Genomic DNA, 16,555 nt, shown 5'->3' with positions numbered 1-16,555 from the left:
TTAATTCACCATTGCCATATTTTAGAAACGGGTAATGAATCTTATCGATTTAAACATCGTAATTAAGAAATAATAAAAGTGGATCACTTTTAAAGGATCTTTGTGGTTCAATTTTGGAAGATCATTGACAAGCATGGCACTCTCAATATGAACGAATTAAACGTGATGAAGTGCTAAACCAAGGTGTTCTTATCATAAGAACACCTACAAATGGTGGTGAGCAACAAATGCTTTGCCTCCCTATCGACTATCTCAACGGCTGGCTATTTGGCATTGATGTGAAACGAGTAAAACCCGAAATCCGAGAAACACTGATAATGTACAAAAAAGAGTGTTACAAAGCCTTAGCGGATTACTGGTTCAAAGGTAAAGCTGAACGTTCGCAAAATCCCCGACCGAACCTACCGCTTGCGGAAGAGCCTAAACTAGATATTGTTATTTCATATGAACAAGCTGTATGGATTGCAAAATATCTTACAAGGGCTAAAGCCTTTGCTAAAGAAGTGGAAGTTTGCCATCGTCAATTATTTAAAAGTCTTGGCTTACCCCGCTATCAGCGTAACGACTTGGCAGCAAAAGGTTACGATCTTGCTCACGAGTTTAACCATATTATCGATCCTTTTATCCATAAGGTCATACCGCAAACTTTATTATCTAAGAAAAAACAGGTTGCTGGTTTCTAATCTGCAAATATTGGCAAATTGAGGCTTAAAGTATAGCATATTAGTTATGTTGCAGTTTGAGCAACTGCAATACGCAAAAGTTTTTAACGCCCTGATTGGTTTAGCCAATCGGGGCTTTTTGTTAATTATCTTTTTTAAATTGTGCTGTTTTGATTAGTTCAGTTACACATAATGGTAAGCCAACCCAACCAAAGACATTTAGAAGTATTTTATTATGAAAATAAGCATCAAAATTAAGATCATTTATAATCATCTTAATCTCTTCAAAACTCAGGCTTGCTATAGTGATAGCTATACCGAAATATAAAATAGCTACAATATAATGAATAGAATTATCTTCTAATTTAATTTTACTTCGTACAAATATCCAAAAAGCAACAGGGAGTATCTCAATAGTAAAGAAAAAGTTAGTACCATAATTTTTCAGAAGTGTAAGAATTATTAATATGAATGCTGAATGAATAACTATTACAGTATGATAATTAGAAAAAATTTTCATTTTAAACCTCTGCTAGTTTATGTGTTGGGGAACCTTATTCTAGCAGAACCAAATCACAAGCTCACGCTAGGCCGTGGGCTTTTTTATTGCCTCAAAAACGAGGTGGAGTATGAAAACAATGTTCAAAGATGCAGGCAATCAAAGTATGTGGTGGTCTGGCTTCTCAGGTGTGTTAGCGTGGTTGGGCGACCAGCAAAATTTAATGGTATTGAGCCTTGCCATCGGGATTATCACAGCACTTGTCAATATGTATGACAAATGCAAACAAGGCAAAGCTCGTGAGCGTGCCGAAGAACGGGAACCCTCGCCCACTTTGTCAAAGCCTCGCGCCAAATCCTTGATGATGCACCAATGTTGGAAAGCTACATCAACGGGCGTTTAACCTACGGTTTAAAACTCAAAGAAGACCGTATGCTGTTAAGTGGTGATGGGACGGCAGGTAGCCTCACCGGTTTAATGACCCAAGCGCAAACCTTTGCTGATCCGGCAGGGCTTGCCAACTACACCCTTATTGACCAGCTTCGTTTAGCCTTATTGCAGGTGATTTTAGCCGAATACCCGTCTAACGGCTTTGTGCTAAATCCGATCGACTGGGCAAAAATCGAGTTGGAAAAAGATGCCCAAGGTCGCCACATCATCGGCAATCCGCAAAGTCTTGCCCAACCGACCCTATGGGGTGTGCCGGTCGTCCAAACACAGGCAATGGCAAGCGGTGAGTTCTTAACCGGTGCATTCAATCTGGGGGCGCAGCTTTTCGATCGCCAGCAATCCGGCATTGCCGTGTCCACCGAGAATGAGGACGACTTTGTGAAAAACTTAGTCACCATTCTCTGCGAAGAACGCTTGGCGCTCGCCATTTACCGCCCGGAATCCTTTGTAAAAGGCACATTGGCGGCGAAGAAAGCGGCAAAATAACCCTAAGCCCCGATTTATCGGGGCATTCTTTTGGATAACCCAATGCTGATTTCCCTTGACCTTATCAAACAACATTGTCGGATCGAACACGATGTAGAAGACGAGCTGCTCGAAAGCTACGTGTTGGCGGCACACACCTACATCGAAAGCCAGTTAGACCGCCGTGTGTATGCTAAAACCCTGCCGGAAGACGACCCGCAAGGTCAGCTTTTCAATACCGCCATAATGCAAGCAATGCTGATGACGATTGCCCATTGGTATGAACACCGAGAAGCGGTTCAAATCGGGACGATCACCAAAGAAATTGAACTGGGCGTATGGCGGTTGATCCAACCGTATCGGCGAATAGGGGTATAAATGCAAATCGGCAAATTACGCCACCGTATCCGCCTGCAGAAGCCACATTCCCGCCCAAACGACTATGGAGCGACCGTTGCCGAATGGCACGATGTGCATCACGTTTGAGCGGAGGTTCAACCGCTCTCAAGTCGAGAGTTTTTTGCGGCACAGCAAATTCACAGCGAAGCGACCACGCAAATTTGGTTACGTTACCTACCGGATATTGACCACACAATGCGGGTCATATTTGGTAGTCAAACCTTTGAGATTGTGTCGGTCATCAACTATCAATCCCGAAATCGTACCCTGTTATTACAGTGTAAGGAGCTAACCTATGGCGAGCATCACCGTCAAGATTGACGGCTTAAACCAACTGGGCAAAGCAATGCGGAATTTGGGGCGTAAAGCAAGTAATCGGATCGCCGTCAAAGCAATGCGTCAAGGCGGGGCGATTGTACGGGAGCAAGCACGGGACAATGCCCCCGTTCTGCAACAAAAAGTCCCCCACCGTAAAGCCGGTACGCTGAAAAAAGCCATTCGTTCCCGCACCAAAATAAAACGAAACGGTAAAACCGAGACGATCATTTGGGTAAAAGGGTTAAGCAAAAAGCAAATCGGCAAATTCAAAGACAAAAGCGGTCAATCGGGACGGGCAAACCCAAACGATCCGTATTACTGGCGATTTGTCGAGTTCGGCACCAGTAAAATGGCACCAAAACCCTTTATGCGCCCGGCGTTTGAACAAAGCAAACAACGTGCCGCCCAAGCGATTATCGACACGTTACGCGATGAAATTATCAAAGAGGGCAACCGATGATCCGACACACCCTATTCAATGCCTTGTCGCCAGTGGTGGCAGGGCATTGTTTTTATGAAGTCATTCCCGAAACCCAACGGGCATTTCCCGTTATCGTCTATCAGTTCGCCCATATCAACCCGAACTCTGCCTTAGAAGACGGGGATTTAGACGATTTTTCGGTGCAAATTGACCTATACAGCCCCAATCCTGACGACATCTTTCGGCTGCGTAAACCCGTGATGCAAGCGGTCGAAACCGCCTGCACTTTTGCAGAACGTGTCTCGGATTGGAGCGATTATGAAAGCGATACCCGATTACATCGGCGTATTTTCCACTACACCATCGCCTATGAGGAGGCATCATAATGGCAACCAAAACCACGCCGTTTAAAGGCACAAAATTCCGTATCGGCACCGGGCGTGAAGCCCAAAAGCCCATTACGGCAATCACACTCAATACGAAAGAAATCACCGTGGCACAAAGCGGCTATCAAAAAGGGGACGCGATCGAAATCAGCGGCGCCGGCAGCTTAGACGGTATCTATCCTGTGTTATCCGTTACAGGTGATAAAGTCAAATTTGCCGAGGAAGTCGATTGGACAGGCAAAGACCTGCCAACCAACTACGCCCAAGTGAAAGCCGCGCGGGTGCAATGGTCAAATCAATTCTGTGCGATCAAAAATATCGAAAAATCAGAAGACACGCTGACTACCGAAGATGTTACAACCGTCTGCTCCGAAGGCACGGAAACCGAGCCGGGCGAATTGGAGTTCGGTTCGCTCAAATTGAGCTTCTTCTACGCCCCAAGCACTGAAATGCAAAAACGCCTGCGCAGCTTGTTCTACGACAAAGAGACTTTCCCGTTCAAGCTCGAACTCAGCCAAGCCCAAGGCACAATTTACGGCCGTGGCTTTATTGAATCCGGCAACGGCTTTAGCGGCGAAGTAAAAGGCAAGTACGAAGGCTCGGTCTCGATTAAACCGGCGGGGCGGGATTATCTGCTCCCTGTCTAATTGACAAAAAACGCCCATAACCGACCGCTTTTAAGCGGTCGTTTTCTTTCCAAAATTTACAAGGATTTCCAATGACTTTACGCGACAAACTGCTTGCCAATAAACCGGCGCTGCAAACCCTCGTCATCAACGGCGACACCTACTACCTGCGGGCAATGACCGTGGGCGATATGAATAAACAGGTCTTTGAATTTCGCCACTGGCTGATTCAGCAAGCCGAAAAAGAGGGCTATGCCCTGCCGGCAGAAGACGATGACCGCTTTGACGAACAGCTCGATCGTTTCGGTGCAAAATACCGCTTACCGCAAGCCCTCTCCTCCCGCTTATGCGACGAACACGGCGAATTACTGTTCAACCCCGACAGCGTGGACGATCTGAATGCGATTGCCGCCCTCGACAGCCACATCATCATCGAATTTAACAAGGCGGTGGACGGCCCAAAAGCCTCAGCGAACGGCGAAAGTTCCAACTAACCCTTTCGCTGGCACTGGGTAAAACCCTCGCCGAAATCGAACAAATGCCGGAACGCCATTTTCTCGAATACCAGCGCTTCTACCAAGAACAACCGTTCGGCTTATGGCGGGAGGACTACCGTGCCGCCCAAACGGCACACATTTTGGCGATGATCAACCGTGATCCGAAAGGTGAAATCCCCAAACTGGCGGATTTTATGCCGTTTTTTAATTCCCCGATTGCTGACACCGAGTCGGACGAGTTCGATGACGGCGTAGCGGATTACCTCTCCAAACGTTAATCAATCGGCAGCCGCCGAGCCTGTAACAAGGTTGAAATATCACCCTATTTCCAACCCGATCACCAAAAGATGATCGGGTTTTTTATGCCCTGTAAGCTAGAAAAGTACACTCGAAAATGGTGTTTCCATTCCTACTCACCACTGCTTACGGGGTCTTTTTGTAGGAATAGAGGAGTTAGTATGCAAGCATTAAAAGTCAATTTTTTAGGTCAAGAAGTTACTTTAGTCGATAACCACGGCGTGCCTTATGTAGCAATGCGTGAAATTGTATTAGGGATTGGATTAGACTGGAAAGTCCAACATAGAAAATTAACCTCACAATCTGAAAAATTCAGTTGTGGTCATATGACCACAACTGGAAAAGACGGTAAAAAGTACGAGATGTTGTGTATCCCTATCAAAAAACTCAACGGCTGGCTGTTTAGCCTTAACCCAAACAAAGTGCGGGCAGATTTAAAGGCACGTTTGGAAAATTACCAAGAAGAGTGTTTCCTTGCATTGTGGGAATACTGGACGGAAGGTGTCGCCCGCCGAGATGAAGTCAAACACAAAATGGCGGAATGGGAAAAAGCCAAAGCCGAATACCAACATTATGCCCACCAATGCGGCAGCAATCTACAAGGCTGCAAGGCAAAAAAGCAGAAACTGGACAAACAGTTTGCCCAAATTCAGCAAATGGAACTGTTCTTTAATTTATAACCGCGACTTTCAACTGTTCGGTTTCTCCGAACGGTTGAGATGTTTCCATTTTGGAAACTACTTATATTATCACAATTTCCCCTATCCACTTAGATTGATATTTATTGGAATTAACATATAATAAGAAAATAAAGAGGGATATCATTTATGTGGAATATAACAAAGCGTCCATTTGAAAAAGAGACACTAGACGATTGGGCAAAACTCTCTGTTGATATTGCCAAAGTTGCAATTTTAGCCATTCCTGTTATTCTATACGGCAAAGACCCTATTGCAATCAAACTACTCAACACAGTATTACTTGGTCTAGGCATTTACGGTGGCTTATTTGCAGGGCGTCGATTTAGGAAAATGAAAGAGGAGATACAATAATGGGATTAACATTCGGATTAGCCGTATTCGCAATCGTAATGCTCAGTTGGGCATATATGGCAAATAAATTAGCGAAACATTAACATTTTAAAAGCCTGTTTACAAAGCAGGCTTTTTTATTGGCTCTCCATAACCCAAATAGGTATCCTTTCCAATGTGCGATCTACCTCACAGAAATTTTTTAGGATTGAGGTAAAATAGCAACCTGTTTTCTTACGGAGATTTTAAATGAAAAAACTATTAGTTTTGCCACTATTTTTAGTATTACTTAGTAGCTGTGGTATTTCTCCACAAGAGATGAGAAACTTACCTAAACAAGTATATAGCTCAGATAAATCAAGGGATGAATTAAAATCTTGTTTATTAGATAAACTTGATGAGTTTAGACCAGATAGAATATCCGTAAATGATTTTTCTGATAAAACAGAAATATTTATAGGCGCTGTCCAAGCTGGTAAATTAAGAAATCATTATTTATTTTCAATTCAAAATAAACAGATTTTATTATCTAAATATGATGGATACTATACTCCTCTATCAATAAATGAAGCCATAGGATATATACAGAGCTGTTCAAAATAAAGTATTTTATAAAGCCCTATTGACAACCAATAGGGTTTTGTTTTATAGTCATCCCACTACTAAAACCATAGCGGCAATCCGCACCCGTAAGCATAGCGGCTTTTTTATTCCTAAAATCTGTGAAATTTACCGCCATTATAAATTTCATAGTACCATCTATGATCGGGTCGAGAGAACCTAATACAATACCCTCGTGGAAATAAGTTCCGCTGTTTCTATGGACAGTAGTTGAAGCCCGATCACCCTATTGAGTGATCTTTTACTAACTAAAAAACCATAGGTATCAAAATGACTACTCAACTTTCAACAATCCAATTCCATAACCAATCTTTAGTAACTTTTGAAAAAGGCGGTATTTTCTATACTGCAATGAAACCCATTTGTGAGAATATCGGTTTAGCTTGGGAACCTCAACTGCTTAGAATTAAACGTGATGATGTATTAAGTTCAACTATGATCATCACGATCATAGTTGCCGAAGACGGAAAAAATCGTGAAATGATCTGCCTCCCGATAGACTACCTTAACGGCTGGCTATTTGGCATTGATGTTAAACGGGTAAAACCTGAAATCCGAGACACGCTGATAATGTACAAAAAAGAGTGCTACAAAGCCCTAGCGAATTACTGGTTTAAGGGCAAAGCCGAACGTTTGCAAAATCCGCAACCAAACCTACCGCTTGCGGAGGTGGAAGCAGACGAAGAAGCATTACACATCATCGTCAATCTGTTTCACTCCCTTGCGTATGAACTGGGCAAACGGTTAAGAACGCAAGCCCCTAATATTGCCAAGTAGATTGATAACGAGCTGGGCGGTTATTACCTCTACAACCTCAATATGCCGGCTGCTAATGCTCTCGACAAAGCAAAAAAATACATTCACGCCAAAAGCGAGCGGATAATGTTCGTCAAGGGAATGTTAAGCCTGCTTGAAGAGCCGAAGCCAAAACGGATTGCAAGTTTCTAATTTTTGCAAAAATTTTATATCAACCGACCGCTTGCAGCAATAATTGACAAATTTCTGCTGAAATAAACCGCTTGTCTAGGCAAGCGGTCTAGCAAACAGCCAAAGAGGATTCGATGAAAAGAAATTGGGATTTAATCCGAAAAATTTTAATCAAACTGGAAGAAAAAGCCGACGGTACAAGTTGGCTTGAAAGCAGTGCGATACGGGGCTACGGTCCAATGACAGTGGCTTATCATTACAAACTGATGCAAAGCGCTGGCTTAATTGAGGTGAAAGATGTATCAGATGCCGAACAAGAAGATTTTGCCGCCCTTTCGCTCACTTGGCAGGGACACGAGCTATTGGATAACATTCGCAACGACAGCGTATGGAACAAAGTGAAATCAACCGTGCAAACCAAAAGCCTCAACTTGTCCTTTGACGTCATCAAACAAGTTGCGGGCACGCTGATCCGAACAATGCTGTCTTAGCTTGAAAATTTACAAATTTTCGCTTGAAATAGACCGCTTATAACCTTATGTTCTTATTGGAAATTGGGAGGGTAAAATGAAAGATGATTTGAAATTTTTTTCGGATTCGATATTTAGCATTATCTGTTTGATTGTGATGATCGGTATTATCACCCTTGCAGGAATGGCTGTTCTGAGCTTTCTAACAGATACCGTAGGGTTATCTTTTAAGTTTATTTTTATTGTTGCCATTATTATCACTGTTATCGCAGGATGGACAAATGCAGCAAGACAATCTCAAAGAGAAGACCCAGAACTCTATCAAAGATTACGCAGTAGAAGCCAGCGTAAGTAAACTGATAATTTGAAATCAAAACAAAGCTCGCATATTGAATGCGAGCTTTTTTTATGGGAGAAAATCAATGTATAAAGATATTGAAATGTGGTTAGAAAATACACCTTTTCCATCTGTTGTTTTATATTTTTATCAAGGTGATGTTACTTTGAGATTTCCTATTGATGAGTGGCTTTTTAATTTATGTTGTCAGAAAGGAATATTCTGTAAAGAAGCTAGAATGTTACTTAATAGAAAGCTCTATGATTTAAGAAAATCGCTTGAGTTTTTAACATAAATATTATAAATTGCTAGCGTAATCAATAAACTATGAAATCAAGAGTTTAGACAGGAGGAGATATATGAAAGAGACATTCAACTTTTTAGGTTGGGCTATAGCTGGCTCATTGAAAATATATCTCGCATTCTTCCTTTTTATCTCTATGGTTATTAGGGGTATTGTTAGCTTATTCTATTTATGGGAATATAATGGTATTAAGTGGTTTATCGGTTGGCTTATGTGCCTATTTATTTACGGTGGCATAAAAGGCTGGAGATCACCTATAAAATAGTCATTATTTTTTAACCAAAGCTCGCATTTATATGCGGGCTTTTTTTATGGAGAAAATATGAGTTTTGGTAAATTAAATATTGAACTTGGTCTAAATTCTGTTGAGTTTATACAAGGATTAAATAAATCCGAATATGAAGCACGTAAATTTGCTAAGCAGACTCAAAACCAATTATTAAAGATCGAACAAGCTGTTAAAAATCTAAGTAAATTAAATTTATTTAGTGTTGCACCTACTGCTGCCGGTTATTTGAAGCAAATAGGGACTACTGCTTTAGATAGTGCAGAGAAATATACCGAGCTACGTAATAAAATTGCTTTAGTTACCGATTCTCAATCTAAACAATCTCAAGCAATGGCAACAATTTTTGATATTTCCCAGCGAACCAATCAAGCAATGAGTGCCACGTCCGATGTTTATACCCGTTTTGCTTCAAATGCTGATCGTCTTGGGTTAAGCCAAAGCAAAGTAGCTTCTTTGACTGAAACTGTATCAAAAGCCGTAGCAATGTCTGGAGCCAGTGCTGATGAAGCTCAACGAGGATTAACTCAATTTGGACAAGCTCTTGCAGCAGGTTCGTTAAAAGGACAAGACCTCAATTCAATAATGCAACAAATCCCCGGATTAACAGATGCCATTGCTAAAGGGTTGGAAGTATCTACTGCTGAGCTCAAAGAGATGGGAGCAAAAGGTGAGCTAAGTATTGAGAAGGTCATTCTTGGCTTGGAGAAAGCAAAAAATCAAGTCAATAGTGATTTTGACAATCGCTTAAAAACTATTTCGGGTTCATTCACGAATTTACAAAATGCTTTTACTAAATTTGTTGGTGAAACAGATCAGGCTTGGGGAGTTACTCAAAATTTAGCAAATAGTATTGAGTTTTTAGCACAAAATCTTGAATCTGCAGTGAAATATGCTGGCTTATTTATTGGTGCTTTAGCTATTGGTCATATCAGCAAATATGCTTTGGAAGTCGGTAAAATCGGCTTAAATAGCGCTAAAAATATTCTGTTTCATAAACAAGAAGCAGAGGCAATCTATGCTAAAGCAGCTGCAATGAGACAAGCGGCACAAACACGCCTAGCCACTCTACAACAGTATGAGACCTTAATTAGAACAAAACAGGGGCATATTCAACTACAAAAAGAAATAGCAAAACAGTCTATTTTAGTTGAGAGTTTAACAAATGCTGAAGCAACCGCTAAACGAAATTTATCGACAGCAAATAATTTGGCTGCAACAGCGACAAAAGGGCTAAAAAACATCTTATCTCTTTTAGGAGGTCCCCTAGGTGCCGCAACTATTGCCGGCAGCGCATTATTCTATTTTTATCAACAATCCGAACTGGCTCGTCAAAAAGCCTTAGATACAGCAGGTGCAAACGACCGATTAAAAGAAAGTTATGAGGGATTAAGTGCCGCAGCCTTATCACTTAAAATTTCTCAACAAATGACTGAGCTTGAAAATTATAATGTCCAAATCAGGCAGTTACAGTCCGATATTACAGCGTTAGGAAATAATTGGCATTTAGCAGGATTACAAGTACCCGAAAGTGCTAAAAAAGAAATCGCAGAACTCAACGATAAAATCACAATATTAAAAGAAAATGCCAACATTGATTTTTCCGTTTTGGAAAATCAGCTAAATGCATTAGCAAGAACAATGCTCGCCAGTGGCAAAAATCTCGATGATGTTCGCCAAAAATTTAAAATGCTCGGTGTCGATGCTGGTAATACTGAATGGATCTTAGCAGGTATTCCAGAGACCCTAACCGATACGGCAAATCAAGCAAATACCGCTGCAAATAAAACCTTAGATTTGGCAAAGGCATTAGAAAAATTAAATACAAAATCTCAAACAATGCAGCAGCGCTTAGAAATTCTGACCCTAAAAAGTAAAGGACACGCCAAAGCCTCTTATGTTTTAGCCGGATTATATGATGTGCTTGGCGTTGAAGGAGCCCAATATTCCGAAGTACTTAATGCTATTGCCAATGGTGATGTCGCAGCTGCTCAAGCGGCAGCCACGGCAATCAGTCTTTCTGCCGATCAGCTTAATACAATGCTTGAGATGGGCAAAAAAATAGAGGGTCTTTTTGAAGAAGATAAGAAAGTCCAAACGATTGAAAAGCAAATTAAGCTGAAAGAAGATGCAGCAAAACCAAAGAAACCCAAACAGTCAAAATCGAAAAAGGAATTAAGAGGTGAATGGGAAAGTTACTACGATGAATTAAAACGGGCGAATGCAGATGCCGTTACCTCTATTACCTTAAATGAGCAACGCACTCTCAAAGAATTAGAAAAGCATCTCAAAACCGGTGTGGTTTCTCAACAAGAAGCCGATGAAGCCCGAAAACAAATTGCCGAACGCTTTTCCCGTGAACGTTTTGAGATTGCGGCCCGTTATCTAGACAAAGAGCAAGCAAAACTTACCCAAGTAAAAGCCCTATATGAAATCGATCAGCTTCAACGCCGCGGGACGATTTCAAATGAGGATGCTCAAAATGCCAGAGATAAAATCAATATGGCTTATGGGCAGGATATGGGTAAATCGGCGGTATCAGTGAGAGATCAGGTTGCAGGCTTATATGACCCAAATCAAGCCATCTTAAATCAGCAAACACAAGAGCTGGCTCAACTTCAAGGATTTCTTGATCAAAAATTAATGACAGAGGAAGAATTTGAGAAACGGCGCGCTGAAATTAAGGCAAAATATCAGAATGAGATCCAACAACGAGAGCTAGAGTATTACAGCCAATCGGCTAATATGATGAGTAGTGCTTTCGACACAATGGCCGGTGTAATGGCGAACGCAGCGGGTAAACAATCCGGTATTTATAAGGTGATGTTTGCTACATCAAAAGCCTTTGCTATCGCAGAAAGTATCATCAAGATCCAACAAGGTATCGCAAATGCAGCAGCACTCCCGTTTCCTGCTAATTTACCCGCAATGGCAAGTGTTGCTGCTGCAACTGCAAATATTGTAGCGACAATACAAAGCGTTCAAATGGGCTTTGCCACCGGCGGCTATACCGGAGACGGTGGAAAATACACGCCTGCAGGGATTGTGCATCGGGGCGAATATGTGATCACCAAAGAAGCCACAGCCCGACTCGGCTTGGATTATCTCAATTACCTTAACTACGGCAAACGGGGCTTTTCCGGTGGCGGAGGGGTCGCCGTGCCGAGAGTGCCGGCAATACAAAGCGCTTTTCGCGGTCAGCAAGGTGCGACCCAAAATGCCGTTACCATTACGGTCAATATCGATCGGGGCGGCGAGGCGCAAACCGATTTGGAAGCACAAGCCGGACAAAGTAAGCAGCTTGGGCAGCTTATCCAAGCGAAAGTGCTGGAGGTGCTGGCGAAAGAAAAACGGGTCGGTGGTTTATTACATTAGGAGTAAAAATGACATTACAACATTTACCTTTCTGCCCCCAACCGGGTTTTACGGTGGAAAACGAACCCCGCCGCAAAGTGAATCAGTTTGGCGATGGCTACCAACAACGGCGGGCAGACGGGCTTAATCCCCTATTGCGAAAATATTCGCTGACATTCAACCTCAATCCCCAACAAGCGGTCATTTTAGACCGCTTTTTTGCAACTCACGGGGCGGTAACTGCCTTTTATTTTCGGGAGCGCCATCAAAGCTCACTGATTAAAGTGGTCTGCCAGAAATGGACAAAAACTGTCGGCAGAACCCATATTCAATTTAGTTGTGAATTTGAGGAGGTATTATGACAGCCAATATCACCGCAAAATTTCAGTTAGAACTCGCCAAACTGGAGCAAACGGCGTTAATCGAGCTATACGAAGTCGATTTTCGGGGGGTGTTGGATAAAAACGGCGATCGGGGTGAACTCTACCGTTTCTATGCCGGCAACAACGAACTAAACCAGCCGATAGTCTGGCAAGGCAACACCTATACCCCGTTTTTAGTCAAAGCGGAAGGGTTTGAATTATCGGGGCAAGGCCCAAGTAACCGCCCGACCTTAACCGTCAGCAATTTTGACGGCTTTATCACGGCACTGTCGGTCAATTTCGATCAAGGATTGGGCGCGGTAGTTCGGCGGCGGCAGGTCTATGCCCGTTTTCTTGATGCAGTCAATTTCAAAGACGGCAATCGGGAAGCTGACCCGCAACAAGAGCGGGTCAGCTACTATATCATCGAGCAACTGACCACCTTGACGGCAGAAGTCGCCACCTTTACCCTTGCGCTACCGACCGAAACGGACAATGCGGTGATTAACCCCCGCACGATATTGGTAACCTGCGGCTAGGTGTATCGCTCACCGGAGTGTGGCTACAACGGCCCGGTAGTCGCCGATGAAAAAGACCAACCGACTACCGACCCCAAAAAAGACAAATGTTCCGGCTGTCTGCGAGGCTGCCAGCTTCGTAATAACACCCGCAACTACGGCGGGTTTATTGCGGTGAATAAGTTGGGTTGATAGATCAAAATTTGTGAACTTGATCACACTACTCTTGTTGTTTAGTTCTATAAAGTAGTTTAACATACCCAACATAGCAAGGAAGCTCATCATTAGTGATGAGCTTTGATATTTTTCAGGAGTTATGATGGGACATATCGCAAATAATATTGTTGTCAGAAAAACAAACGAATTAGTGGATAGAATTTATGTAAGACTATTCCCTACATCTGTACCTGATACTATAGAGAGTGAAAATGGGGCTTTACTTTTTCACAAAAATGGTAATGTTTCTCTAAACTATGAAAATCAACAAGTTGCAGATAATATTAAAAAGCATATGGAAGCTTTAGAAAAAATTTCTATGGAAAAGAAATAAATGGCAATTTTACTCGTTATGCTTGTTCTTATCCTTGGATATTATTATTCAAGTAATTATCTGCCTGAGCGTTTTAAATTAAAACGTAGTACTGGCTGGGAGTCTTATGTCCTATTAGGTTCACATGGAATCAAATTTGTTATTGGTGGTACAATATTTGCGAGTATAGTTTGGTTTGTTTTCTATATATTGTCTTTTTGCCTTAATATACCTCATTATTTAGGAATGGACTATAATAAATTTGCATTAGAAGAGTTACTAATACAAGACATATCAAATGATATTAATATTTTTCATATTATGATTGCTTTTGGTTCTTGGAATATCTGCCAACAAGAAATAAAGAAAAGAAAAATAAATGTGAATTTACTCTATCAGGAAATGAGTAATGCCAATAATATTGTTAATCTACTTTTATCCGCAATGAGCTCTCAAACACCTGTAAAAGTGTCTCTAAAATCTAAAAAAGTTTATATTGGTATTATAGATGGTACCCAGTTTTCTTCAGCCGATTTAGAGAACATTGTTATTATCCCCTATTTAAGTGGATATAGAGATAAAGACAAATTAGATATTACTTTTGATTGTAATTATCGTTCAGTATATGAAAAGCATAATATATCCTACCATTCAGATAGAGAAGAAGTTAATCTAAGATATTTTCGAAATGTTATTAGATTAGCCGAAGTAGAATCAATATCATTATTTAATTTTAATTATTTTGGTGATTTTGAATATTTGAAGACAGAAGATAAAAAAAACGATATTACAAAATAAAAATTTTCAGAAATCTAGCCTACATTAATCATGTAGGCTTTTTTATTCGGAGCAAAAATGCCAATCCCTGACCCGCTAAAACACCAGATTATCACCTATTGCCAAACCGCAGTGCCTGATGAAGCCTGCGGTTTTGTCATTTTGAGGTATCAGACCAACGAGCCGGTATTCCTGCCCTGCGAGAATGTAGCGACTGATCCCGAAAACTACTTTGAAATTGCCCCTGACGATTTCGTGCGGGCGGAGCGTCAAGGCGAGATTATCGCGGTAGTGCATTCCCACCCTTTTGGTGAAATGAAATTGTCTCTCGCCGACCGACAAATGCAGGATAACTGCCGCCTTGATTTTTGGTTAGTCTGCGACGGCGAGTTGCAAATTTTCCCGACTATCCCTCCGCTTGTCGGGCGGGAATTTATCCACGGACGGCAAGATTGCTACACCCTATTTCGGGATTTCTACTTCTTGGCGGGGGCGGACTTGCCTGATTTTGAGCGTCCTGACGAATGGTGGCTGTCAATGACGTAGGAAAATATAGCGACAAGGGTGTGCAGCGAACACACTCCCTTGTCGGCTCAACGCAGATACATTGCATTGAACGGCTGCTATACCTCGAAAGCGTCCCGAGGCGGCAGCATAGTATCAGAACCGATAAAAAGGATCGATAACAATGCAACATATTCAACTTAGATGCCGATGCTGTAACAAGTTATTGGCGAAAGGTTCAGCGATTTTGATTGAAATCAAATGCGGTCGCTGCAAAACCCTCAACACATTTCATTAACCAATCAATCAGAGTGTCTGAGTGTCTTGAACGCTGGAACGCCATAATAGAGAACACGATTATGGCAACATTTAAACAAGCCCCATTACCCTTTGTCGGACAAAAACGGCAATTTCTCAAGCATTTTGAGGCAGTATTGGACGAAAATATTGAAGGTAACGGCGAAGGCTGGACAATTATTGATGTGTTCGGCGGGAGCGGTTTGCTTTCGCATACGGCAAAGCGTAAAAAGACGTTGGCTCGGGTAATTTATAACGACTTTGACGGTTACGCCGAACGGCTGAAATATATCGCTGACATCAACCGCTTACGGCGGATTATTTTCGGTTTAGTCGCGGATTTGCCGAAAGGCAAGCGGTTAGATAAAACGAAAAAATTGCAAATCATTGAGGCAATCAACGCCTTTGACGGCTATAAAGACGCCCACTGTTTATGTGCTTGTCTGCTGTTTAGCGGGCAACAAGTCAGCAATCTTGATGAATTATTTAATGAGGATTTTTGGCATTGCGTGCGTAAAAGCGATTATCCCGAAGCCACCGGCTATTTGGACAGTGTGGAAGTTGTCAGCGAGTCGTTTCATCAGCTTTTACCCAAATATCAACATCAAGCAAAAACGCTGTTTGTGCTTGATCCACCCTATCTCTGCACACATCAGGCAAGTTATAAGCAGGCACACTATTTTGACTTAATTGATTTCCTACGGCTGATTCACTTAACCCGTCCACCGTATATTTTCTTCAGTTCAACCAAATCGGAGTTTATCCGGTTTATTGACGCAATGATCCAAGATAAGTGGCAGAATTGGGCAGCTTTTGACTCGTACAAGCGGATCACATTACAGACAAGCGTGAGTTATGCGGGAAGATACGAGGATAATTTGGTGTATAAATTTTAATGAAAATGCCCTTTAAGTGAAGTTTAAAGTAAAAGATCTTTATGCTTCGTTGTTTAATTCGGAAAGTAAACAGTGAAACGGTGGGGCGAAAGGGGCAAGTGTCGAAGTGAATTTAACGACACTGTCTTTGCGGTTATCGTCAATAAATCGAATGTCCAAGAAGGCAATATTATAGACAAAGGTGATGCCGCGCCTGTTTGGTAGAGAGTACTGCGTGCCGTCGGTGATAAAATCAGCTTGTTCTTTTACGGCAATCAGAGCTAATTCCTGCATCATTTCCTGTTCTGTCCGCATTGTGAAAGTCGTCATTGGATGGTTTCCT

At 41.9% G+C, this 16,555-nt stretch carries 25 protein-coding genes and 4 pseudogenes; 27 read left to right on the top strand and 2 right to left on the bottom strand.

The features are described from left to right. Positions 1–134: 134 nt before the first annotated feature. A pseudogene (locus tag E4T80_RS13165) lies at positions 135–380 on the top strand (phage antirepressor N-terminal domain-containing protein); the annotation flags it as partial. 424 nt (positions 381–804) lie between these two features. Here the strand turns inward: E4T80_RS13165 and E4T80_RS11550 are convergent. Further along, the gene (locus E4T80_RS11550) at positions 805–1,182 is read right to left on the bottom strand and encodes a hypothetical protein (RefSeq protein WP_135058549.1); all 378 of its coding nucleotides are present in this window, start codon (positions 1,180–1,182) and stop codon (positions 805–807) included. A 118-nt stretch (positions 1,183–1,300) separates the two neighbouring features. On the opposite strand from E4T80_RS11550, the gene E4T80_RS11545 reads away from it, so the two are divergent. From E4T80_RS11545 to E4T80_RS11425, 26 genes and pseudogenes are all read left to right on the top strand, one after another. After that, the gene (locus E4T80_RS11545; RefSeq protein WP_407662378.1) at positions 1,301–1,564 is read left to right on the top strand and encodes a hypothetical protein; all 264 of its coding nucleotides are present in this window, start codon (positions 1,301–1,303) and stop codon (positions 1,562–1,564) included. After that, on the top strand, positions 1,534–2,097 hold the full coding sequence (locus E4T80_RS11540; RefSeq protein ID WP_228064820.1) for a phage major capsid protein: 564 nt from the start codon (positions 1,534–1,536) through the stop codon (positions 2,095–2,097). The genes E4T80_RS11545 and E4T80_RS11540 overlap by 31 nt, the downstream gene beginning before the upstream one ends. Positions 2,098–2,139: 42 nt before the next feature. Beyond that, positions 2,140–2,454, top strand: coding sequence for a head-tail connector protein (locus E4T80_RS11535; RefSeq protein ID WP_135058547.1), 315 nt, complete (start codon positions 2,140–2,142; stop codon positions 2,452–2,454). Continuing rightward, positions 2,455–2,796 (top strand): annotated as a pseudogene (locus E4T80_RS13375) (phage head closure protein). After that, positions 2,771–3,253 (top strand): HK97-gp10 family putative phage morphogenesis protein, encoded by a 483-nt coding sequence (locus E4T80_RS11525; protein WP_135058545.1) that lies wholly within the window; start codon positions 2,771–2,773, stop codon positions 3,251–3,253. Before E4T80_RS13375 ends, E4T80_RS11525 begins: the two are co-directional and overlap by 26 nt. After that, a complete protein-coding gene (locus tag E4T80_RS11520; protein ID WP_135058543.1) occupies positions 3,250–3,600 on the top strand; it encodes a DUF3168 domain-containing protein in 351 nt (116 codons plus the stop codon). Before E4T80_RS11525 ends, E4T80_RS11520 begins: the two co-directional genes overlap by 4 nt. After that, positions 3,600–4,247 (top strand): phage tail protein, encoded by a 648-nt coding sequence (locus tag E4T80_RS11515; protein ID WP_135058541.1) that lies wholly within the window; start codon positions 3,600–3,602, stop codon positions 4,245–4,247. Before E4T80_RS11520 ends, E4T80_RS11515 begins: the two co-directional genes overlap by 1 nt. A 71-nt stretch (positions 4,248–4,318) precedes the next feature. Further along, positions 4,319–4,720 (top strand): hypothetical protein, encoded by a 402-nt coding sequence (locus E4T80_RS11510; RefSeq protein ID WP_135058539.1) that lies wholly within the window; start codon positions 4,319–4,321, stop codon positions 4,718–4,720. Between the two features lie 44 nt (positions 4,721–4,764). Next, positions 4,765–5,001: a phage tail assembly protein T gene (locus tag E4T80_RS11505; protein ID WP_135058537.1), complete on the top strand. Its 237-nt coding sequence runs from the start codon at positions 4,765–4,767 to the stop codon at positions 4,999–5,001. Between the two features lie 180 nt (positions 5,002–5,181). Then, positions 5,182–5,700 carry a phage antirepressor N-terminal domain-containing protein gene (locus tag E4T80_RS11500; protein WP_135058535.1) on the top strand — a complete coding sequence of 173 codons (519 nt, stop codon included), beginning with the start codon at positions 5,182–5,184 and terminating at the stop codon, positions 5,698–5,700. Positions 5,701–5,847: 147 nt separating this feature from the next. Further along, a complete protein-coding gene (locus tag E4T80_RS11495; RefSeq protein ID WP_135058533.1) occupies positions 5,848–6,072 on the top strand; it encodes a hypothetical protein in 225 nt (74 codons plus the stop codon). A gap of 228 nt (positions 6,073–6,300) precedes the next feature. Further along, positions 6,301–6,654, top strand: coding sequence for a hypothetical protein (locus E4T80_RS11490; protein ID WP_135058531.1), 354 nt, complete (start codon positions 6,301–6,303; stop codon positions 6,652–6,654). A 288-nt stretch (positions 6,655–6,942) separates the two neighbouring features. After that, positions 6,943–7,305 (top strand): annotated as a pseudogene (locus tag E4T80_RS11485) (phage antirepressor N-terminal domain-containing protein); the annotation flags it as partial. 186 nt (positions 7,306–7,491) lie between these two features. Next, positions 7,492–7,620 (top strand): hypothetical protein, encoded by a 129-nt coding sequence (locus E4T80_RS13285; RefSeq protein ID WP_265588421.1) that lies wholly within the window; start codon positions 7,492–7,494, stop codon positions 7,618–7,620. A gap of 113 nt (positions 7,621–7,733) precedes the next feature. Next, on the top strand, positions 7,734–8,090 hold the full coding sequence (locus tag E4T80_RS11480) for a DUF2513 domain-containing protein (RefSeq protein ID WP_135058527.1): 357 nt from the start codon (positions 7,734–7,736) through the stop codon (positions 8,088–8,090). 76 nt (positions 8,091–8,166) lie between these two features. Then, the gene (locus E4T80_RS11475; protein WP_135058525.1) at positions 8,167–8,424 is read left to right on the top strand and encodes a hypothetical protein; all 258 of its coding nucleotides are present in this window, start codon (positions 8,167–8,169) and stop codon (positions 8,422–8,424) included. 67 nt (positions 8,425–8,491) lie between these two features. Then, entirely contained in the window at positions 8,492–8,701 is a 210-nt protein-coding gene (locus E4T80_RS11470; protein ID WP_135058523.1) for a hypothetical protein, read from the top strand. Positions 8,702–8,765: 64 nt separating this feature from the next. Next, positions 8,766–8,975, top strand: coding sequence for a hypothetical protein (locus E4T80_RS11465; RefSeq protein ID WP_135058521.1), 210 nt, complete (start codon positions 8,766–8,768; stop codon positions 8,973–8,975). Between the two features lie 57 nt (positions 8,976–9,032). After that, the gene (locus tag E4T80_RS11460; protein ID WP_135058519.1) at positions 9,033–12,371 is read left to right on the top strand and encodes a tape measure protein; all 3,339 of its coding nucleotides are present in this window, start codon (positions 9,033–9,035) and stop codon (positions 12,369–12,371) included. 8 nt (positions 12,372–12,379) lie between these two features. Beyond that, on the top strand, positions 12,380–12,712 hold the full coding sequence (locus E4T80_RS11455) for a phage tail protein (RefSeq protein WP_135058517.1): 333 nt from the start codon (positions 12,380–12,382) through the stop codon (positions 12,710–12,712). Then, positions 12,709–13,422, top strand: a pseudogene (locus E4T80_RS11450) (phage minor tail protein L). The gene E4T80_RS11455 and the pseudogene E4T80_RS11450 overlap by 4 nt, the downstream one beginning before the upstream one ends. 127 nt (positions 13,423–13,549) lie before the next feature. Continuing rightward, on the top strand, positions 13,550–13,780 hold the full coding sequence (locus E4T80_RS11445; RefSeq protein ID WP_135058515.1) for a hypothetical protein: 231 nt from the start codon (positions 13,550–13,552) through the stop codon (positions 13,778–13,780). Then, positions 13,781–14,557 (top strand): hypothetical protein, encoded by a 777-nt coding sequence (locus E4T80_RS11440; RefSeq protein WP_135058513.1) that lies wholly within the window; start codon positions 13,781–13,783, stop codon positions 14,555–14,557. Positions 14,558–14,614: 57 nt separating this feature from the next. Then, positions 14,615–15,082, top strand: a complete 468-nt coding sequence (locus E4T80_RS11435) for a C40 family peptidase (RefSeq protein ID WP_135058511.1) — start codon at positions 14,615–14,617, stop codon at positions 15,080–15,082. Between the two features lie 142 nt (positions 15,083–15,224). Continuing rightward, the gene (locus tag E4T80_RS13350; RefSeq protein ID WP_135058509.1) at positions 15,225–15,338 is read left to right on the top strand and encodes a Com family DNA-binding transcriptional regulator; all 114 of its coding nucleotides are present in this window, start codon (positions 15,225–15,227) and stop codon (positions 15,336–15,338) included. A gap of 61 nt (positions 15,339–15,399) precedes the next feature. Continuing rightward, entirely contained in the window at positions 15,400–16,233 is an 834-nt protein-coding gene (locus tag E4T80_RS11425) for a hypothetical protein (RefSeq protein WP_135058507.1), read from the top strand. 39 nt (positions 16,234–16,272) lie between these two features. Here the strand turns inward: E4T80_RS11425 and E4T80_RS11420 are convergent, their stop codons facing one another. Next, positions 16,273–16,542, bottom strand: a complete 270-nt coding sequence (locus E4T80_RS11420) for a hypothetical protein (protein ID WP_135058506.1) — start codon at positions 16,540–16,542, stop codon at positions 16,273–16,275. Positions 16,543–16,555: the final 13 nt, after the last annotated feature.

This window comes from Muribacter muris, assembly GCF_004569585.1.
GTDB classification, from domain to species: Bacteria; Pseudomonadota; Gammaproteobacteria; order Enterobacterales; family Pasteurellaceae; genus Muribacter; species Muribacter muris.
This window is presented reverse-complemented; position numbering and strand designations above follow the sequence as displayed.

What these genes read in the sequence shown, in the direction of transcription:
- E4T80_RS11550 (WP_135058549.1), bottom strand. Translation starts at nt 1,182, where the DNA reads ATGAAAATTTTTTCTAATTATCATACTGTAATAGTTATTCATTCAGCA.
- E4T80_RS11545 (WP_407662378.1), top strand. Translation starts at nt 1,301, where the DNA reads ATGTTCAAAGATGCAGGCAATCAAAGTATGTGGTGGTCTGGCTTCTCA.
- E4T80_RS11540 (WP_228064820.1), top strand. Translation starts at nt 1,534, where the DNA reads ATGTTGGAAAGCTACATCAACGGGCGTTTAACCTACGGTTTAAAACTC.
- E4T80_RS11535 (WP_135058547.1), top strand. Translation starts at nt 2,140, where the DNA reads ATGCTGATTTCCCTTGACCTTATCAAACAACATTGTCGGATCGAACAC.
- E4T80_RS11525 (WP_135058545.1), top strand. Translation starts at nt 2,771, where the DNA reads ATGGCGAGCATCACCGTCAAGATTGACGGCTTAAACCAACTGGGCAAA.
- E4T80_RS11520 (WP_135058543.1), top strand. Translation starts at nt 3,250, where the DNA reads ATGATCCGACACACCCTATTCAATGCCTTGTCGCCAGTGGTGGCAGGG.
- E4T80_RS11515 (WP_135058541.1), top strand. Translation starts at nt 3,600, where the DNA reads ATGGCAACCAAAACCACGCCGTTTAAAGGCACAAAATTCCGTATCGGC.
- E4T80_RS11510 (WP_135058539.1), top strand. Translation starts at nt 4,319, where the DNA reads ATGACTTTACGCGACAAACTGCTTGCCAATAAACCGGCGCTGCAAACC.
- E4T80_RS11505 (WP_135058537.1), top strand. Translation starts at nt 4,765, where the DNA reads ATGCCGGAACGCCATTTTCTCGAATACCAGCGCTTCTACCAAGAACAA.
- E4T80_RS11500 (WP_135058535.1), top strand. Translation starts at nt 5,182, where the DNA reads ATGCAAGCATTAAAAGTCAATTTTTTAGGTCAAGAAGTTACTTTAGTC.
- E4T80_RS11495 (WP_135058533.1), top strand. Translation starts at nt 5,848, where the DNA reads ATGTGGAATATAACAAAGCGTCCATTTGAAAAAGAGACACTAGACGAT.
- E4T80_RS11490 (WP_135058531.1), top strand. Translation starts at nt 6,301, where the DNA reads ATGAAAAAACTATTAGTTTTGCCACTATTTTTAGTATTACTTAGTAGC.
- E4T80_RS13285 (WP_265588421.1), top strand. Translation starts at nt 7,492, where the DNA reads ATGCCGGCTGCTAATGCTCTCGACAAAGCAAAAAAATACATTCACGCC.
- E4T80_RS11480 (WP_135058527.1), top strand. Translation starts at nt 7,734, where the DNA reads ATGAAAAGAAATTGGGATTTAATCCGAAAAATTTTAATCAAACTGGAA.
- E4T80_RS11475 (WP_135058525.1), top strand. Translation starts at nt 8,167, where the DNA reads ATGAAAGATGATTTGAAATTTTTTTCGGATTCGATATTTAGCATTATC.
- E4T80_RS11470 (WP_135058523.1), top strand. Translation starts at nt 8,492, where the DNA reads ATGTATAAAGATATTGAAATGTGGTTAGAAAATACACCTTTTCCATCT.
- E4T80_RS11465 (WP_135058521.1), top strand. Translation starts at nt 8,766, where the DNA reads ATGAAAGAGACATTCAACTTTTTAGGTTGGGCTATAGCTGGCTCATTG.
- E4T80_RS11460 (WP_135058519.1), top strand. Translation starts at nt 9,033, where the DNA reads ATGAGTTTTGGTAAATTAAATATTGAACTTGGTCTAAATTCTGTTGAG.
- E4T80_RS11455 (WP_135058517.1), top strand. Translation starts at nt 12,380, where the DNA reads ATGACATTACAACATTTACCTTTCTGCCCCCAACCGGGTTTTACGGTG.
- E4T80_RS11445 (WP_135058515.1), top strand. Translation starts at nt 13,550, where the DNA reads ATGGGACATATCGCAAATAATATTGTTGTCAGAAAAACAAACGAATTA.
- E4T80_RS11440 (WP_135058513.1), top strand. Translation starts at nt 13,781, where the DNA reads ATGGCAATTTTACTCGTTATGCTTGTTCTTATCCTTGGATATTATTAT.
- E4T80_RS11435 (WP_135058511.1), top strand. Translation starts at nt 14,615, where the DNA reads ATGCCAATCCCTGACCCGCTAAAACACCAGATTATCACCTATTGCCAA.
- E4T80_RS13350 (WP_135058509.1), top strand. Translation starts at nt 15,225, where the DNA reads ATGCAACATATTCAACTTAGATGCCGATGCTGTAACAAGTTATTGGCG.
- E4T80_RS11425 (WP_135058507.1), top strand. Translation starts at nt 15,400, where the DNA reads ATGGCAACATTTAAACAAGCCCCATTACCCTTTGTCGGACAAAAACGG.
- E4T80_RS11420 (WP_135058506.1), bottom strand. Translation starts at nt 16,542, where the DNA reads ATGACGACTTTCACAATGCGGACAGAACAGGAAATGATGCAGGAATTA.